Source organism: Pseudoalteromonas sp. J2K-J979 (assembly GCF_058169715.2).
This window is the reverse complement of record NZ_CM200281.1, coordinates 2303300-2320665: the sequence shown is the minus strand read 5'-3', so window position 1 is coordinate 2320665 and position 17366 is coordinate 2303300. Positions and strand designations below refer to the sequence as shown.

General features: G+C 41.9%; 15 protein-coding genes. 3 read left to right on the top strand and 12 right to left on the bottom strand.

The genetic code is table 11. The features are described 5' to 3' along the window. Position 1: 1 nt before the first annotated feature. The 6 genes from rlmH to leuS all read right to left on the bottom strand — a co-directional run bounded on the left by rlmH (position 2) and on the right by leuS (position 5623). Positions 2 to 472, bottom strand: coding sequence for a 23S rRNA (pseudouridine(1915)-N(3))-methyltransferase RlmH (gene rlmH, locus AC3KVK_RS10740; RefSeq protein ID WP_490313266.1), 471 nt, complete (start codon positions 470 to 472; stop codon positions 2 to 4). A 6-nt stretch (positions 473 to 478) separates the two neighbouring features. Next, positions 479 to 796 (bottom strand): ribosome silencing factor, encoded by a 318-nt coding sequence (gene rsfS, locus AC3KVK_RS10735; protein WP_490313267.1) that lies wholly within the window; start codon positions 794 to 796, stop codon positions 479 to 481. 79 nt (positions 797 to 875) lie between these two features. Further along, the gene (gene nadD, locus AC3KVK_RS10730; RefSeq protein ID WP_490313268.1) at positions 876 to 1502 is read right to left on the bottom strand and encodes a nicotinate-nucleotide adenylyltransferase; all 627 of its coding nucleotides are present in this window, start codon (positions 1500 to 1502) and stop codon (positions 876 to 878) included. Continuing rightward, a complete protein-coding gene (holA, locus tag AC3KVK_RS10725) occupies positions 1499 to 2539 on the bottom strand; it encodes a DNA polymerase III subunit delta (RefSeq protein ID WP_490313269.1) in 1041 nt (346 codons plus the stop codon). Before holA ends, nadD begins: the two co-directional genes overlap by 4 nt. Then, on the bottom strand, positions 2539 to 3033 hold the full coding sequence (locus tag AC3KVK_RS10720; RefSeq protein ID WP_490313270.1) for an LPS-assembly lipoprotein LptE: 495 nt from the start codon (positions 3031 to 3033) through the stop codon (positions 2539 to 2541). Before AC3KVK_RS10720 ends, holA begins: the two co-directional genes overlap by 1 nt. 1 nt (position 3034) lies before the next feature. Then, on the bottom strand, positions 3035 to 5623 hold the full coding sequence (leuS, locus tag AC3KVK_RS10715) for a leucine--tRNA ligase (protein WP_490313271.1): 2589 nt from the start codon (positions 5621 to 5623) through the stop codon (positions 3035 to 3037). Positions 5624 to 6034: 411 nt separating this feature from the next. Here leuS and AC3KVK_RS10710 point away from each other — a divergent pair, with 411 nt between their 5' ends. Continuing rightward, complete coding sequence (locus AC3KVK_RS10710; protein WP_490313272.1) at positions 6035 to 7819, top strand: putative bifunctional diguanylate cyclase/phosphodiesterase; 1785 nt, start codon at positions 6035 to 6037, stop codon at positions 7817 to 7819. A gap of 25 nt (positions 7820 to 7844) precedes the next feature. Here the strand turns inward: AC3KVK_RS10710 and AC3KVK_RS10705 are convergent, their stop codons facing one another. Then, complete coding sequence (locus AC3KVK_RS10705) at positions 7845 to 8492, bottom strand: DUF1707 SHOCT-like domain-containing protein (protein ID WP_490313273.1); 648 nt, start codon at positions 8490 to 8492, stop codon at positions 7845 to 7847. A gap of 276 nt (positions 8493 to 8768) precedes the next feature. Between AC3KVK_RS10705 and AC3KVK_RS10700 the strand changes: the two genes are divergently transcribed. Continuing rightward, positions 8769 to 9245, top strand: a complete 477-nt coding sequence (locus AC3KVK_RS10700) for a zinc ribbon-containing protein (protein WP_490313274.1) — start codon at positions 8769 to 8771, stop codon at positions 9243 to 9245. A 146-nt stretch (positions 9246 to 9391) separates the two neighbouring features. Beyond that, entirely contained in the window at positions 9392 to 11779 is a 2388-nt protein-coding gene (locus AC3KVK_RS10695; protein ID WP_490313275.1) for a Lon protease family protein, read from the top strand. A 63-nt stretch (positions 11780 to 11842) separates the two neighbouring features. Here AC3KVK_RS10695 and lnt read toward each other — a convergent pair whose 3' ends face one another. The 5 genes from lnt to miaB all read right to left on the bottom strand — a co-directional run bounded on the left by lnt (position 11843) and on the right by miaB (position 17351). Then, the gene (lnt, locus tag AC3KVK_RS10690; protein ID WP_490313276.1) at positions 11843 to 13360 is read right to left on the bottom strand and encodes an apolipoprotein N-acyltransferase; all 1518 of its coding nucleotides are present in this window, start codon (positions 13358 to 13360) and stop codon (positions 11843 to 11845) included. Further along, the gene (gene corC / locus AC3KVK_RS10685; protein WP_490313277.1) at positions 13360 to 14241 is read right to left on the bottom strand and encodes a CNNM family magnesium/cobalt transport protein CorC; all 882 of its coding nucleotides are present in this window, start codon (positions 14239 to 14241) and stop codon (positions 13360 to 13362) included. The genes lnt and corC overlap by 1 nt, the downstream gene beginning before the upstream one ends. A 130-nt stretch (positions 14242 to 14371) precedes the next feature. Further along, a complete protein-coding gene (ybeY, locus tag AC3KVK_RS10680) occupies positions 14372 to 14830 on the bottom strand; it encodes an rRNA maturation RNase YbeY (protein ID WP_490313278.1) in 459 nt (152 codons plus the stop codon). Next, on the bottom strand, positions 14827 to 15855 hold the full coding sequence (locus AC3KVK_RS10675) for a PhoH family protein (RefSeq protein ID WP_490313279.1): 1029 nt from the start codon (positions 15853 to 15855) through the stop codon (positions 14827 to 14829). The genes ybeY and AC3KVK_RS10675 overlap by 4 nt, the downstream gene beginning before the upstream one ends. 65 nt (positions 15856 to 15920) lie before the next feature. Beyond that, the gene (miaB, locus tag AC3KVK_RS10670; RefSeq protein WP_490313280.1) at positions 15921 to 17351 is read right to left on the bottom strand and encodes a tRNA (N6-isopentenyl adenosine(37)-C2)-methylthiotransferase MiaB; all 1431 of its coding nucleotides are present in this window, start codon (positions 17349 to 17351) and stop codon (positions 15921 to 15923) included. Positions 17352 to 17366: the final 15 nt, after the last annotated feature.

The following is a 17366-nucleotide window of genomic DNA, read 5'->3' as shown; positions in this document are numbered from 1 at the left end:
GTTATTCGCGATGATAGGGGTGGTTATTGTTTAAACTCCAAGCGCGATAGAGGCTTTCTGCAACCACAATTCTGACCAGAGGATGGGGAAGCGTCAAATTTGACAGCGACCATTTTTGTGCAGAAGCCGCGATACATTCAGGTGCTAAACCTTCAGGTCCACCAATCAGTAAACTGATATCACGGCCATCATGTTGCCATTTTTCCATTTGTTTGGCTAAATCATGGGTATCCCAAGGTTTACCTGTGACTTCTAGCGTAACTATGCGGTTCCCTTTTGGGATGGCGGCTAAGGTTTTTTCACCTTCTAATTGCAAAATGCGCTTAATATCGGCATTTTTGCCACGTTTTCCGGCGTTGATTTCAACTAATTCCAGCGGCATGTCTTTTGGGAAGCGACGTTGGTATTCTTGATACCCTGTTTCGACCCAACTTGGCATCTTAGTGCCAACCGCAATTAGTTGTATTTTCATCGTGGATTAGCCCCAAAGTTTCTCTAACTGATAGAAATCTCGAGATTGATCTTGCATCACATGAACAACCACATCACCTAAGTCTACTAAGACCCACTCACCACCCGTTTGACCTTCGATGCCTAAAGGCTCTAGACCAACCGCTTTGGCTTCTTTATTGACGTTTTCAGCAATCGATTGTACGTGACGTTTTGAGTTTCCAGAGCAGATCACTAAGTAATCAGTGATGTTTGATTTTTCTCTGACGTCTAATTTGATGATGTCGCGGGCTTTCATATCGTCGACTTTATCTACAGCAAACTCTAATAGTTCGGTTGATTCCAAAATGTGTTCTCACAAATAAGTTAAAGCTAATTGGTGATTTTATCACGGCTGTTAGTAATTATTAAGCTGCGAATGAAAATTAACAGTAGATATGCTGATTTTTAATGTAGTTAGCGACAGCCTCGGGTAAGTATTCAAGCTGGGCAGAAGAGGTTTGTAATTGCGTGCGCAGCTCACTGGAAGAAATAGCGGTGGGCGTTGTGGGCAAAAAGTAGCACAGGCCTGCATGAGTCGTTGTTAAGGTATGGATGTCAGAAGTACTGCTGCGATCTATATATTTACGAATTTCAGGTGCAGGGTGTAAAGTTTCTCCTGGCCGCTGACACACTATCAAATGACATAAAGTGACGATTTCTTGCCATTTGTGCCACTTATGTAAGCTATTAAGCGAATCCATACCTATCAAAAATGCAAGTGTGTCGTTGGGGTGTTCGTGTTTTAGCTCTTGTAGACTTAATAAAGAGTAGGAAGGGCCTGTGCGCTTTAGCTCCCGATCATCAATTGAAAAAGCGGGTTGTTGCGCAATGGCTAATTTTACCATGGCTAACCGATGTTCTGCACTGACGCCTGAATGCGTTTTATGTGCGGGTTGTGCACAGGGCATAAATGCAAGCGTTGTCAGTGGTAATTGCTCGAGGCACTGTGTGGCAATATTAAGGTGCCCTTGATGTATCGGATCAAACGTGCCGCCAAAAATACCAATCATACAGGGTCGTGGTAGGCGGGAAACGCCATGTGAACGGGTTGACAAAACCCCAGAGCAATTTGGGTGATTGTTGGAAAAGGGCAAACGAGAGTCCCTTGCTTAAAGTGGCGGTCAAATAAGGCTAATTGGCTAATCAACAGTTTTAATTGTTCAATAGATAAGCGGCTTAGGGCACTTTCAGTGTAACTTTGTCGGTTCTTCCAAATATTACATTGCTTGAATATCTGTGTTTTGTTTTGCCCTTGGTGAAGACGGGATTGTATTGTAAATAGTAGCTGGGCTTCACGTGCAATCGCCCAAGCGATCGAGGTAATTTCTGTGTTGTCTTTTTGTAAGCGAACAAGGATAGCAACAGTTTGCTTGCTGTTACCTTGTAAAAGTGCATCGCAGAGATCAAAAATATCGAATTTTGCTTGGTTTAATAGTACAGGTGCGAGTAATTGGTAGCTCACAAGAGTTTGTCCATACAATAACGACAGCTTTTCGAGTTCTTGATACGTAGCTAGAAGGTTACCTTGAGTTGACTCTAATAGTAGTGCTTTGGCATCCGCCTCAAGATTGAGTTGTAATTGTTGGCATTGGCTATTCAACCAGGTCTGTAAGTGATGGCCTGTTATTTCGTAACAGGGTACGAATAATCCAATCGCATCGAGCGCTTTAAACCAAGCTGTCTTTTGAATCTCCGGGCCATTTTTATTCCCTTTAATTAAAATAAGGCAATCAGGGTTGGGTCGCTCAACGATATTTTTTAGTACTTTTGCGCCTTGTTGTCCGGCTTTTGCATCGCCAAAATCTAATTCAATGATTTTTTTGTCGCTGAATAACGATAAGCTATTAAGGTGTTGCTCAATTTCTTGCCAGTCAAATTGTGGCGTGACGGTTAAGCGGATCAGTTCGTCGTGCCCGTGCTGTTTAGCTGTTGTTTTAATAGCCTGACAGCATTGTTGCACTTGAAAAGGCTCATCCCCTAGCACCATATACACCAGTTCAAGGCGTTGCTGAAGTTTGCTGGCTAATTGGTTGGCATAACACCGCATTAAAGTTGCGCCAGTTCTCGGATTATACGTCGACTCGCTTGCAAGCGCATTTCAGATAAAATCAGCTCAAGCTCTTTCGCTTTTGCTAGCGCGCTATCGGGATCATCTTGGTAATTGCGATAAATTTCAAAATATTGTTCTGTCGGTTCAGCCCCTGGGCGAGTGACTTGATATCGCACACTATAAGTTAACTCGTATTCGGCGACTTGCCCATTTGGAAAAAGAGATAAGGTACGACGATCAAGCTTGTCGTTTAAAAGTAGTAATTCAGCGCGATCGGCTCTTACTTCATCTTTGAAGTCGATTTTAGCTAATGAGAATTGTTTTTTCATTAAGCGATATAAATCAGATTGAGGATCGATAGCATTAAATGTTAACTGTTGTAAATCGGCTGGTAAATTAGAGGCTTGCTTGAGTGTAAACCCACAGCCGCTGCTAACTAGGATACAGAGCGCAAGCGCTATGTATCCTAAAAGAGTGGTCGGTCGCAACATCTTAGTTGGCAACCACATTTAGTAGTTTACCCGGAACATAAATGACTTTACGAATCGTGACACCATCTAAGAATCGGCTCACATTTGCTTCAGCATAGGCAATCTCTTCCACTTGGGCTTGCTCTGCATTGGCTGCTACGGTCACTTTAGCGCGTACTTTACCGTTGACTTGCACCACGATTAGTTTTTCATCTTCGACCATGGCTGCAGGGTCGAAAGAAGGCCATTGTGCATTGATCACATCACCTTCTTTACCGAGCTCTTGCCACAATTGATGACACACATGCGGAATTATTGGAGAAAGCATAACGATTAACGCATCGAGTGCTTCATGTGCAAGTGCTTTATCTTGGTCAGAATCAAGCGGCGCTTTGGTGAGTTTGTTTAATAGTTCCATCACAGCGGCAATAGCGGTGTTGAATGTTTGACGACGCTCAAGATCATCGGTCACTTTTGCAATGGCTTTGTGTAATTCACGGCGTAATGCTTTTTGATCATTTGATAACGTATTGACATCTAATGTCCCAGAACCGGCGTTTTTGACATCAAAGGCATATTTCCATACACGGCGAACAAAACGGTGCGCGCCTTCTACACCAGAATCAGACCACTCAAGGGTTTGTTCTGGTGGGGCAGTAAACATCATAAATAAACGAACTGTATCAGCACCATATTGCTCAATCACCGACTGTGGATCGATCCCGTTATTTTTTGACTTAGACATTTTGCTCATACCAGATGAGAATACTGGCTCGCCATCAGTCTTATGCCATGCTTTAGTGATGCGGCCCTTATCGTCTTTTTCTGTTTCAACATCAGAAGGGGAGATCCATACATCCCCGCCTTTTTCATCTTTACGGTAATAGGTTTCTGCTAATACCATGCCTTGACACAGTAAACGTTCAAAAGGCTCATCAGAGTTAACTAGGCCAAAATCACGTAACAATTTGTGGAAAAAACGAGAGTATAATAAATGCAAGATAGCGTGTTCGATGCCACCAATGTATTGATTGACCGGTAGCCAGTAATTTGCTGCCCCTGGTTCTAACATGCCTTCAGCAAAACGTGGACTACAGTAGCGCGCGTAGTACCATGATGATTCCATAAATGTATCAAACGTATCCGTTTCATGGAAAACCGTTTCACCATTGAGCTGAGCTTGGGCCCATTGTGGATCAGCTTTGATTGGTGAAGTCACACCATTCATAACCACATCTTCTGGTAAACGCACTGGCAGCATTTCTTCAGGTGCGGCGAGTTCAGAACCGTCTTCTTTATTGAGCATTGGAATCGGAGAACCCCAATAACGCTGACGACTGACTCCCCAATCACGTAAACGGAAGTTTACTTTTCGCTCTCCGAGCCCTTGTTCTGTAAGCGCATCAGCAATTGCGTTGAAGGCGCCGTCAAAATCTAAGCCGTCAAATTGCTCAGAGTTGATAAGCGTGCCTTTTTCGGTGAATGCTTGGCTATCGATATCAGCAACTAGCTCAGACCCTGCTGAAGGAACGATAACTTGTTTGATATCTAAACCGTATGCTGTTGCAAATTCGAAGTCACGTTGATCGTGCGCAGGCACCGCCATCACCGCACCTGAACCATAATGCATCAATACAAAATTGGCGACCCAGATAGGCACTTGTTGACCTGTTAATGGATGAGTGGCGAAGAAGCCGGTTGCAATGCCTTTTTTGTCCATCGTAGCCATATCGGCTTCTGCAACTTTGTTGTTTTTACATTCTTCAACAAACGTTGCGACACCAGGGCTATTTTTCGCGGCTTCAAGTGCAATAGGATGACCGGCTGCGACAGCGACATAAGTGACCCCCATAATCGTATCAGGGCGGGTGGTGTACACACGGAAACTTTCGTCGTTATCAACGCGTTTAAACTCAACCTCTAGGCCTTCTGAGCGGCCAATCCAATTACGTTGCATGGTTTTAACTTGCTCAGGCCAATGCTCAAGCTTGTCTAAATCATCTAATAATTCTTGAGCGTAATCAGTAATTTTGATAAACCATTGTGGGATTTCTTTTTGCTCAACTAATGCGCCAGAGCGCCAACCGCGGCCGTCAATCACTTGTTCGTTTGCCAAAACAGTTTGGTCAACGGGATCCCAGTTGACAGTTGACATTTTTTTGTAGACTAGGCCCTTTTCGTACAGTTTAGTGAAGAACCATTGTTCCCACTTGTAATACTCTGGGTGACACGTAGCGATTTCGCGGTCCCAATCATAGCCAAAGCCAAGTTGCTTGAGCTGAGTACGCATGTAGTCGATATTTTCATAGGTCCATTTAGCAGGCGCAGTATTATTTTTGATCGCTGCATTTTCAGCGGGTAAACCAAATGCATCCCAACCCATAGGTTGCATGACATTTTTGCCTTGCAGTCGTTGGAAGCGAGAGACAACATCACCAATAGTATAGTTACGTACGTGACCCATGTGTAATCGGCCACTTGGGTAAGGAAACATCGAAAGACAGTAGAATTTCTCTTTGCTTTCGTCTTCTGTTACTTTAAATACTTGGTTTTTATCCCAGTATGCTTGTACTTCTGATTCTATACCCTGTGGGTTATATTGCTCTTGCATTTACAATTCCAAACTTCTTGCAAACTAATAAAAATTGCCGATAGGATAACTTAAATTCAAGCGGGTCGCTAGCGAAGATTACCGCCATCAGAGATGGTTAGAAACAGTTTTGGTCCTGATTTAACCAGCAATTATTTACCCGCTAAAAATTGATATTAGAGGCGATGACTTCGATACCGCAGAGTGAAACAAATGTTGTTGAAACTGAAATATGCGTGGTGCTTTCTAGAGTCCCTGGTTCATACAGACCGTGTCGCGCTGATTAACTACTAAAATATAGACATTGTTATTGCTTTGTTTTTTAATTCTAATACTATAGTTTATTTGTAGTGCGCTTATATTTACTTTGTTGTCGCAGTATTTTTGAAAAAATAAAATCTTATTGCCTTACTTTAATTATAAGGAAGCTATATGGTATTTAAACAGCTTATTAAATCTCACTTTATAACCATCCTCTTTCTCACTTTATTAAGTTTATTAAGTTTCTTTTTATTGGGTTTGCCGCAACCCTTTATCGCTAAAATTGGTTATGCGTGTTTTTTGAGTTTCATTTTTACTGCCTATATTGTCACTAATCAACGAGTCAAACATTGCTTAACTATCGCTTCTTGCATAGTCATTGTATTGGTGGGCTTAGTGTTTCGGTTGGATCTTGAGTTGATAGAAGAAATTTACTTATTGATCCCATTTTTGTATTTAATTCTCTACCCAGGCTCATTTTGGCCTGTAGTCGTTGGGGGCTCCTTAACAACGGCTTATGTGTCTTTTTATGGAGACAATGTTTGGGTTGATGTAATTGAGGACTCGCTAGAAATTATAGTAATCAGTGCGTTTGCTTCTGTGATGACGTATTTCCAGCAAAAATCACAACGGCAAATGCAGCATTTTCGCCAAGAAAGTTACACTGATTATTTAACCCGTTTACCTAATCGTAAGGCTTTTATGCTGCATTTGAATAAGCTACGAGATAAGGTACTCGTTGAGCAATCACATCAGCAATTTTCATTATTGATCATTGACCTGGATGGGTTTAAAAAAATTAATGATCAGCTCGGGCATTTAATGGGGGATTTAGTGCTAAAAACGGTTGCAGATCGATTGCAAAGTTTGGTTACTCCTTCACATCAAGGCTTTCGTATCGGTGGCGATGAGTTTGCTTTTGTCGTCTGTGATCAGGCTGCGCCAGAGCAAGATATATCTGTATTTGCGCAGAATATCATCTCGTTATGTAACCAGCCGTATCAATTATCGGGGAAAAAGTTTTTAATTTCGGCCAGTATTGGGATAGCCAGGTTTCCAGATGAGGCCAGTGAAATAGAACCTCTTTGTACAAATGCTGATATGGCGATGTATCGTGCAAAGAAAAGTGGTAAAAATACCTTTTCTTTTTGTGATGCGCAGTTGATGGCTTCAATGGTAAAAAAATATGAATTAGAAAATGATCTTAAACAGGCCATTCAAAAAGATCAGCTGTATTTACTTTATCAACCGAAAGTCGACCTTAAAACTGGGCGGATAACATCTGCCGAAGCCCTTATTCGATGGGCGCACCCACAATACGGTTTAGTCAACCCCGCTGAGTTTATTGCACTTGCCGAACAAACGAATAGTATTATTGAAATTGGTCATTGGGTGCTAGAAACTGCTTGTAGGCAAATGGTGAACTGGCAGCATTATCAGCTAGACAGTATTGCCGTGAATGTCTCTTCGGTGCAGTTGAATGAAGCCGAGTTTGTCAATGATGTTAGGGCTGTGTTAGCTGCTTCGGGTTGTCCCGCGCACAAGCTTGAACTTGAACAGACAGAAAGCTGGATTATGGATAACCCTGAAGAAAATATCGCGGTGCTCCTTGCATTACAGGCTTTAGGTGTGAAATTGGCATTGGATGATTTTGGCACGGCCTACTCTTCTTTAAGCCAAGTCAGTTATTTACCGATGGATGTACTAAAAATTGATAAAAGCTTTATTGATAAGTGTGTAGAAAACAAACGAGATCATATGGTTGTGCGCACGGTCATTCAATTGGGGCATAACCTAGGGATGAAAGTGGTTGCGGAAGGGGTTGAAACAAGAGAACAACAATTGCTACTGCAACAAGAAGGCTGTGATATGTTTCAGGGTTATTTGTTTTCAAAGCCAGTTGATGCATTGCAGTTCGAGCATTTAATGAAACAGCAAAATGATAATAAAGAGTAAGTGGAACTTACTCTTTCTAGTCGATTTATGAATGGAACATACTTTTTAATTCATTAGCAAAGGCAACAAACTTTTCTTTTACAGTCCGTTTAATACTGATATCAATTCCCCCACACAAAACAAACCCTTCAATGATAATGGTGGGTGCTTGCCGATTATAAATAGATGGAGCCTTGTTACTTATTCCACCAAAAATACAAAAGGTTTTAGTGACGACATTGACGTTTTCTGGCACATAAATAGCTTCACCGCCAAAGATGCTTTTTGCTTTAATAGTGACATTTGGACTGGTGAATATCGCATCTGAGAAATCTATTTCTGAGCCACCACACAAGCTAAATACGTTAATATTTTTAGGAACTTGCCATAATCCACTGCGTTTAGTCCCGCCAAAAACATTAATGATATTTTCTGTTTCTTCTGCTGCTGGATGATCAGAGTATTGGGTGTTGAATCGCTGCTCTTTACGTTCGGCGAAAGCAGGGTCGGTTTTTAGCGTTAAATCACTGACCAGTGCTTCTAGCTCTTGATGAATTTGAGTTGCCATCGCTTGGTCAAGGCGACGTTCGAAGGCTTCATTTGAAAGAATACCATGGCTATAGTTTAAAATAAGCTGATCAATGGTTTCTTGACGCAATGTCTCAAGAGGTCGATCTTCGATTTTAACAGTCATTTATTCATCCTTTTTGATTTTTTGTATTCATTTAGCCAAACAAAGCAAGTTTTGCACCATTAATTTTTATTAAATAAAACAATGACTTAATTTTTATACACCGGCTCAGAAGTTAATACTAACTAAATTTTAGTTAGTATTGTTAAAAAGTAGTTAATTTAATCGTGAGATTAATAAAGTTCAATACAGATTATAAAACGAGCTGTTGATAGCCTTTACAGAAAAATAGGCCCTATTGTCTATACTTACTGTGAGGCCTAACATGGAGAGCACAGTATGAGTCACAAACATAACTATCAACAATGGTTAGCAGACCTTCATCAGTGGTTCAATGATGTTAAAAAGCATGAATTAAGCCAGCTTGTAGCGTACATTCAAAAAAGCGAAGATGAAGCGAAAGCCATTGGACACTATAGCGCAGAGCAATTAAGCCGGTATAAAGAGTACTTCCTCCGTGATTTGTCTCATTGGCAAGCACATCAAAAACAATATCATCAATTAGCGTTAGAAGAACTCAAAGAGTCATGTTGGTACGAATTGACAGAAGTAGCCGATCGCTCCCAAATTGAGTGGTATGCTTTACTCGAGGATTTTCAGCATAATGGCATTTACCATCAAGGTGAATGGGTGGGAATTGGGATACTTACCTGTAAAAATTGTGGCCAATCTACTCATAATTATCATCCAATGAAAATAGATACGTGTTCGCAATGCGAGGGGATTTACTTTACTCGCCAAGCCTTGAGTCCATAAAGTGATTTATTTACTAAAAACCTCAATTGCTAGTTTTAACTTACCGTGTGCTTAGGTAAGCTTATAGCATTAATATTAAACGTTTCTTTATCACTGTGATGAGTGATGCTGACTCCGTTTGTCGTAAATCAATATAAGAATAGGCAATGACGATAAAAACCACTCAATTATCAGTGCAAACACTGACTCCTTCGATAGATCTTCAGCAAATTTCAAGTTGTATGGCTGCGCCTTATCCCGATGATTTAAGCTTTATTGGCCAGCAGCGTGCTCGTAGTGCAATTGATTTTTCGTTAGGAATGGAGCTACAAGGCTATAACTTATATGTGATGGGCGAGGCTGCATTAGGCCGCTTTACTTTAGTTAAAGACAAGCTAACGGCTCACAGTAAAACGCGTAAGACACCTCTAGAATGGTTATATGTTAATAATTTTGAAGATCATCGCGAGCCCATCGCTATATGTTTAGCAGCTGGAGAAAGTAAACTATTTTGCGCGGATATTGATTCTTTAATTGATGAAATCATTGATACGTTTCCTGCTGCGTTTGATAATCCAGGTTACCAACGAAAGAAAAAATCTATCGATGCTGCTTTTAATACCAAATACGATCAAGCTATTGATTTGGTTGAGGCAAAAGCAATCACCCAGGGCATCGTTTTATTTGAAGACAATGGCGTAATCAGTTTTGCTCCTGTGGTTGATGGTAAGCAGCTTGATGAAACGCAGTTTGCGGCTTTACCAGAAGAGCTGAGAATAGAAATCTTTGCCCGAATTTCTGCATTAGAAGACGACCTTAACGAAGCGTTGATAGAATTACCGAGATGGAAACGAGAGTCATCTGAAAAATTACGCGAACTAAAACGTGCAACAGCAGAGCAAGCAATCAAGCCGCTTTTAAAAGAACTTGAACATAAATATGCCACGCAAATTGGGATTCTAAAATACTTCAAAGAACTTAGAAAAGAGCTGATTGATGCTGTACTTGAGTGGCTAGCTGATGAATCAGAAGAGAAAAACGAAGACCTCGATAAAAAGGCAATGCTGGCAGATTACTTTGCGCCCAATCTGATTGTTGATTATAAAGAAGATGACCCAGCGCCCGTTGTATATGAGCCCAACCCAACCTTTGGTAATGTGTTTGGCAAAGTCGAATATTCGTCTCAGCAAGGCTCTGTAGTCACGAGCTATCGCTCAATTCAAGCGGGAGCCTTGCATAAAGCCAATGGTGGGTATTTAATCATGGACGCGGAAAAAGTGATGGCGAATCCACAAGTGTGGGACGGGCTGAAATTATCACTTAAAGCGCACCATATCAAAAATGATTTACCTGCCCAAGAGAGCAGTTTAGGTGGGAGTTTTACCCTGCGACCACAGCTCATACCATTAGATGTGAAAATCATTTTGTTAGGCTCACGTGACTTGTATTATTTAATGCAAGATTATGACGATGAGTTTAATGAATTCTTCAGAGTTTTGGCTGACTTTGAGTATTTCATTCCAGATTCTGATAAATATCGTTATCAATTTATTACTCGAGTTCAACAGCACGTGAGTGGCAATCTTGGGAGTGATCTTAGTACTGAGGCAATGGCAAGACTAATGTATTTTAGTTATCGCCAAGCTGAACATCAATCGAAGCTCTCCGCGCGATTTGCTGATATTTTAGAGTTGGTCAACGAAGCGCATTATTACGCCCGTCAAGATACCAGCAACTTCATTGAAGCATTCCACATTGATGAAGCCCTACAAGGTAAAGAATACCGCACAGGACAAATCAGTGAAAACATGCTGGATGAAATCAAAGAGGGCCACACTTTAATTGATACCGAAGGCAAAGCCGTTGGCAAAGTGAATGGTTTAACGGTGCTACACATTGGTGACACCAGTTTTGGTAGTCCTGCACGGATCACTGCGACGGTTTACGCTGGCAGTGATGGGGTACTGGATATCGAACGAGAGGCTGAATTGGGTAAAGCAATTCATTCCAAAGGCGTGATGTTATTAACGGGTTATTTAGGTAATAAATACGCACAAGAGTTTGCATTGACACTGAGCGCGAATATCGCTATTGAACAAAGCTATGGGTATATCGACGGGGATAGTGCTTCATTGGCAGAGTTATGCGCATTGCTTTCGGCAATCACGCGCTTGCCAATTAACCAGAGTATTGCGTTAACCGGGTCAATCAATCAACACGGTGAAGTTCAAGCGATTGGTGGTGTGAATGAAAAAATCGAAGGTTTTTTCAAATTATGTAAAATGCGAGGACTAACGGGCGATCAAGGTGTGATTATACCTAAGTCAAACCGAGTTAATTTAGTACTCAATGACGAAGTATGCCGTGCGGTTGAGCAAGAAAAATTCCATGTTTATGCTGTTGCGACTGTTGATGAAGCGTTAGAAATCCTAATGGGCAAAGAGGCGGGTGACTTATCTAAAAAAGGCACTTATGCTAAAGGCACCATCAACGACGTGGCATTACAACGCTTAAGCGGGATTGCTGATATTGTAAATGGCAGTGACTCGGAATAAACACGATTTAATCAGTTAGCCTGAATATTAGGTTAAAAAAAGGTCGCAATGAGCGACCTTTTTTTATTGGCCTTTAAGGCGAAAGTTCAACCATACGCTGATGAGCAATACTAGTAAGGCGAGAGACCACCACGGGGTTTTACCATGCTCTGCGTAAAAGGTTTCCCCTTTGATTTTATGAATGCTGGTATTAAGCACTGCCGCTTCAAATTGCGCTAAGCTTTGTTGTTCCCCACTGATTGGATCAAACGTGGCTGTGATGCCATTATTGGTCACCCTGAGCAATGGCCGGCCAAGCTCCAATGCGCGCATGCGGGCAATTTGCATATGTTGATGTGGGCCATGAGAGTCACCAAACCATGCATCATTACTCACAGTAAATAAGATATCTGATTCAACGCTATAATTATTTCTCACTAAATCGGCAAAGACGATTTCGAAGCAAATAGCAGGTAAAATCCGTAAGTCATTTGCGACGAGATTAGGCTGAACTTTTTCACCTCGCGTAAATGATGACCAAGCCAAGTTAAATAAGGGGGCTAGCGGGCGAAGAACTTCTTCGAAAGGCACAAATTCCCCAACGGGCAAAAGTTTATATTTCTGATAGCGATTGTCATGTAAATACTGATATTGGCCCTTCAGATCGTCACTGTGTTGTTTACCCAGTACAATCAAGGTATTGAAAATCGCTTTTGTACTGGGTTGATAATCAACAATCCCTGTAATGACTGCTGTATCGTTTAACGCAGCGGCACTGTCGACACGTTGTAAATAATCCTGCGCCATCACTTCAATTTCAGGCACAGCAGCTTCAGGCCATACCACTAAATCAACATTCCAATTAGGACGGGTTAAGTCTTGGTATTTGAGCATCGTGCGTGCAAATTCGTCCGGATCAAACCTAAGTTCTTGTTTGATATTTCCTTGCACTAACGCGACGTTAATTGGCTCACCTTGGTAATGGATATGACTCACAAAGGGGGCAAGTATTGCACTAAGCACAATTAACATGAGGCAAGGTATCGCAGAACGCCATTGTTTGATGTAGAGATTAAATAAGCAAAACCCGCCGAGAATGACCAGTGCAGTTAGGCCAAACTCTCCGATCACCGGAGCCAATGTACTGAGTGGACTATCCGTTAAACTGTAGCCAAACGATAACCAAGGAAAGCCGGTGAGTAAAGTACCTCTTAGGTGTTCGCTAATTAACCAGATAGGAGTAAATACGCCTAACCAGTAGCGCTTTGCAAACTGGGCTGCCAGTGCACACGCAAGCGTTGGGAATAGAGCGAGGTATGCGGCCAGTAAAGCCATTAAAGCTAAAGATACAATCAGGGGTAAGCCGCCGAATTGCGCAATGGATACATGAACCCAGCTTATACCAACAGCAAACCAACTGAATCCAAATAAAAAGCCAATTTTTGCAGCTTGACGCCAAGGTTGCTGGTGGAGGCAATAACAGAGGATCCCTAATGCAATAAAGCTAAGCGGCCAGATAGAAAAAGGGGAAAAGCTAAATGTTAAAAGCATGCCAGCGACGAGCGCAAGCATGCTTTTTTTTTCAGGGCGAAACCAACGCATTAGACAGTGTCTTCAGAATCAATTTGGCCATTTTTAGGGATCGTGACTTGAACCTGCTGAATACGTCGACTATCCGCATTGGTAATTTTAATTTGCAGGCCTCCGACTTCAATGGTCTCGCCACGAGATGGCATATGACCGAAAGCATGCAGTAAAATTCCACCAATAGTATCGGCTTCTTGAGTGTCAAATTGAGTTGAAAAATAGACGTTAAATTCATCCAAAGGTGTCAACGCTTGTACTGAAAAAACATGCGTGGCAACTTGGCGAATATCTTGGATTTCTTCTTCATTATCATGCTCATCTTCAATTTCACCGACGATGAGTTCGAGAATGTCTTCAATTGTAACTAAGCCTGATACTCCGCCATATTCATCGACCACGATAGCCATGTGGTAGCGTTGTTGACGAAACTCATTGAGTAACGTATCGACGCGTTTACTTTCAGGGACAACCATCGCTGGGCGTAAATACGACGCTAAGCTTGGCATGTCATCCTGATTCGTTAAGATTAGCGGCAATAAATCTTTAGCGAGTAAAATCCCTTCTATATGATCTTTATCTTCACAGACAACCGGAAAACGTGAGTGAGTTGATTCCACCATGATAGGCAGTAACTCAGTGAGTGATTGCTCGATGTCAAGGGTGGTCATTTGTGACCGAGGGATCATGATGTCGCGCACTTTTAACTGCGACACACCTAACACACCTTTCATCATTTCTTTTGTTTCTGGGTCAATCAGAGCACGCTCTTGTGCATCAGATATCACTTCAACTAGTTCAGCTCTGTTTTGGGGTTCACCCTGAAACATTTGGGCAATACGCCCTATCCATGTTTTACCAGACGAACCCTGGCTACTCTGCGAGTTATCGTCGCTCATACGCTACTTTTTAGCTCCATATTGCTTTAACTTATCTAGTTTATGTGGTTATTTTACGACAAAACTAGCGGCGAAATTGTTTGTTAAGAAAACCGGGATCAATATACTGTGTATTTACTCAAGTTTAAAGTTATTCTACATCATCACGATAGGGGTCACTGATCCCAAGCTTAGCGAGGATTTCTTTTTCGTGACTTTCCATTTCATTGGCATCAGCAGGCTCAATGTGATCAAACCCAAGTAAATGCAAGCATCCGTGTACGACCATATGTGCAAAGTGGTCATGAAATGTTTTCTCTTGCTCAATAGCTTCTTGAAATACGATTTGAGGACAGATCAATAAATCACCTACGAGTGGTAAGTCCATACCAGGAGGGGCTTCAAATTCAAAAGAAAGCACATTGGTTGGTTTGTCTTTACCCCGATACTCAAAGTTAAGCTGTTGACTCTCAGCTTCATCCGCTAAACGTATGGTTAACTCACTGTCATCGCGAAATAACGTTAAGGTGCTATCAGCCCATAAATGAAACTGTTCTTCGCTTGGCAGATTATCGAATTCAGTCGCCAGCTGTAAATCAAGCTCGGTCATTGTTTGTTTTCCATTGCCGCTTGTTTTTCTGCGCGTTTTTTACGTTCGACTTCTTCAAAGCTTTCGTAAGCTTCAACAATACGCGCGACGACAGGGTGGCGGACCACATCTTGCGCTTGAAAAAAGTTAAAACTAATTTCTTCGACATTACCGAGCACCTCAATCGAATGACGCAGCCCTGAACGTGCGCCACGAGGTAAATCTACTTGGGTAATATCGCCAGTAATGACAGCTTTTGAGTTAAAGCCAATCCGGGTAAGAAACATTTTCATTTGCTCAACCGTCGTATTTTGGCTTTCATCTAAAATAATAAATGCGTCATTGAGTGTACGGCCACGCATATACGCAAGAGGGGCAACTTCTATCACGTTTTTTTCAATCAAACGTTCAACTTTTTCAAAGCCCAGCATCTCAAATAAAGCATCGTAAAGAGGGCGTAGATACGGGTCAATTTTTTGGGTTAAATCACCCGGCAAGAATCCAAGCTTTTCACCCGCTTCAACGGCAGGACGAGTTAGCAAGATACGTCGTATCTCTTGACGTTCAAGTGCATCTACTGCGGCTGCAACCGCTAAATAGGTTTTACCGGTACCAGCAGGGCCAATACCAAAACAAATGTCATGATTTAGAATGTTCGCGACATACTGAGCCTGATTTGGGTTACGAGGTTTAACGACTCCACGACGAGTTTTGATATTAACGTCTTGTGCAAAGTCTCTGTTTGCTTCGTCTTGATCAAGGTAGCTTACCTCGGCTAGTGCCATGTGAACCACATCTGGATCAATTTCCTTGGTTTTGCCAGCTACCGGCTGAGTTTCGATGTACAAATTCTTCAACACTTCGAGTGCGGCTTGTGCAGCCACAATATGGCCGGTCACGCGAAAGCAATTGACACGGTGGCTTATTTCAACACCTAAACGGCGTTCAACTTGTTTGATATTGTCATCAAAAGGGCCACAAAGAGAGGCAAGACGTTTATTATCAGAGGGTTCTAAATAGACTTCTAAGCTTTTGGTATTGCTCAAAATTAATTCCTTTAAAAACACGCCAGCAAGTTGCTGGCGTGAACAATAGGGCTAAAGATGTAAAACTACGGCGTGAATGTTGCCACACCAATCTCATTGGCTTGTGCAGGCGTATTTTTACTCAAAATAGCCGATGGGGCGACATCTTTACGCAAGTTCATTTGCGCTTCAGTACGCACAAGATCGCCTCGCAGTGAGTTTGGTAAAGCTTCAGTGATTTTCACATCAACAAATTGACCAATTAATTTGTGGTCACCGACAAAATTAACAACTCGGTTGTTTTCTGTACGACCACGAAGCTCCATTGGATTCTTTTTAGACGGGCCTTCAACTAAAATACGTTGCTCGGTACCAAACATTTGGCGACTGATTTGTTGCGCAAACTGCGTGATCCGGTTTTGTAAAATATACAAACGTTCTTTTTTCTCTTGCTCAGAGACATCATCAGGTAAATCTGCAGCAGGCGTACCAGGGCGCGCACTGTAAATAAAGCTAAAGCTCATGTCGAAGCCGATGTCATTAATTAAATTCATCGTCGCTTCAAAGTCAGCTGTGGTTTCACCAGGGAAGCCAATAATGAAGTCAGAAGACATGCTCAGATTAGGGCGAATTTTTTTCAACTTACGAATGGTTGATTTATATTCGAGCGCAGTATGAGCCCGTTTCATTAAGGCTAAAATACGATCAGAACCACTTTGTACCGGCAAGTGTAAATGGTCGACTAACTCAGGAATATCTGCATAGGCTTCAATGATGTCTGGGGTGAACTCAACTGGGTGAGACGTGGTGTAACGAATACGGTCTATGCCGTCAATCGCAGCAACATAGCGCAATAAATCAGAGAAATAACAAATTTCACCGTCATGCATAGTACCGCGATAAGCATTCACATTTTGACCAAGCAAGTTCACTTCACGAACACCTTGCTCTGCCAGTTGCGCCACTTCTAAAATAACATCATCGAGCGGTCGACTGACTTCTTCACCACGTGTATAAGGGACAACGCAGAAAGTACAGTATTTAGAACAGCCTTCCATAATCGATACAAAGGCGGTAGGGCCTTCTGCTTTGGGTTCTGGCAGGCGATCAAACTTTTCAATTTCAGGAAAGGAAATATCGACAACTGAGCCTTGTTTTTCTTGTACTTGTTTGATCATCTCAGGTAAGCGATGCAATGTTTGCGGGCCAAACACGATATCAACAAATGGCGCCCGTTGGCGAATGACTTCACCTTCTTGAGATGCTACGCAGCCACCTACGCCAATCACTAAGTCTGGATTGTCGTCTTTCAATAATTTCCAGCGGCCAAGTTGGTGAAACACCTTTTCTTGCGCCTTTTCACGAATAGAACAGGTATTTAAAAGAATAACATCCGCATTTTCAGCTTCTTCTGTTAATTGATAGCCATTAGTGGCATCTAATAAATCAGCCATTTTCTGAGAGTCATATTCATTCATCTGACAACCCCAGGTTTTAATATGCAGCTTTTTACTCATCTAACTATTGCCTCG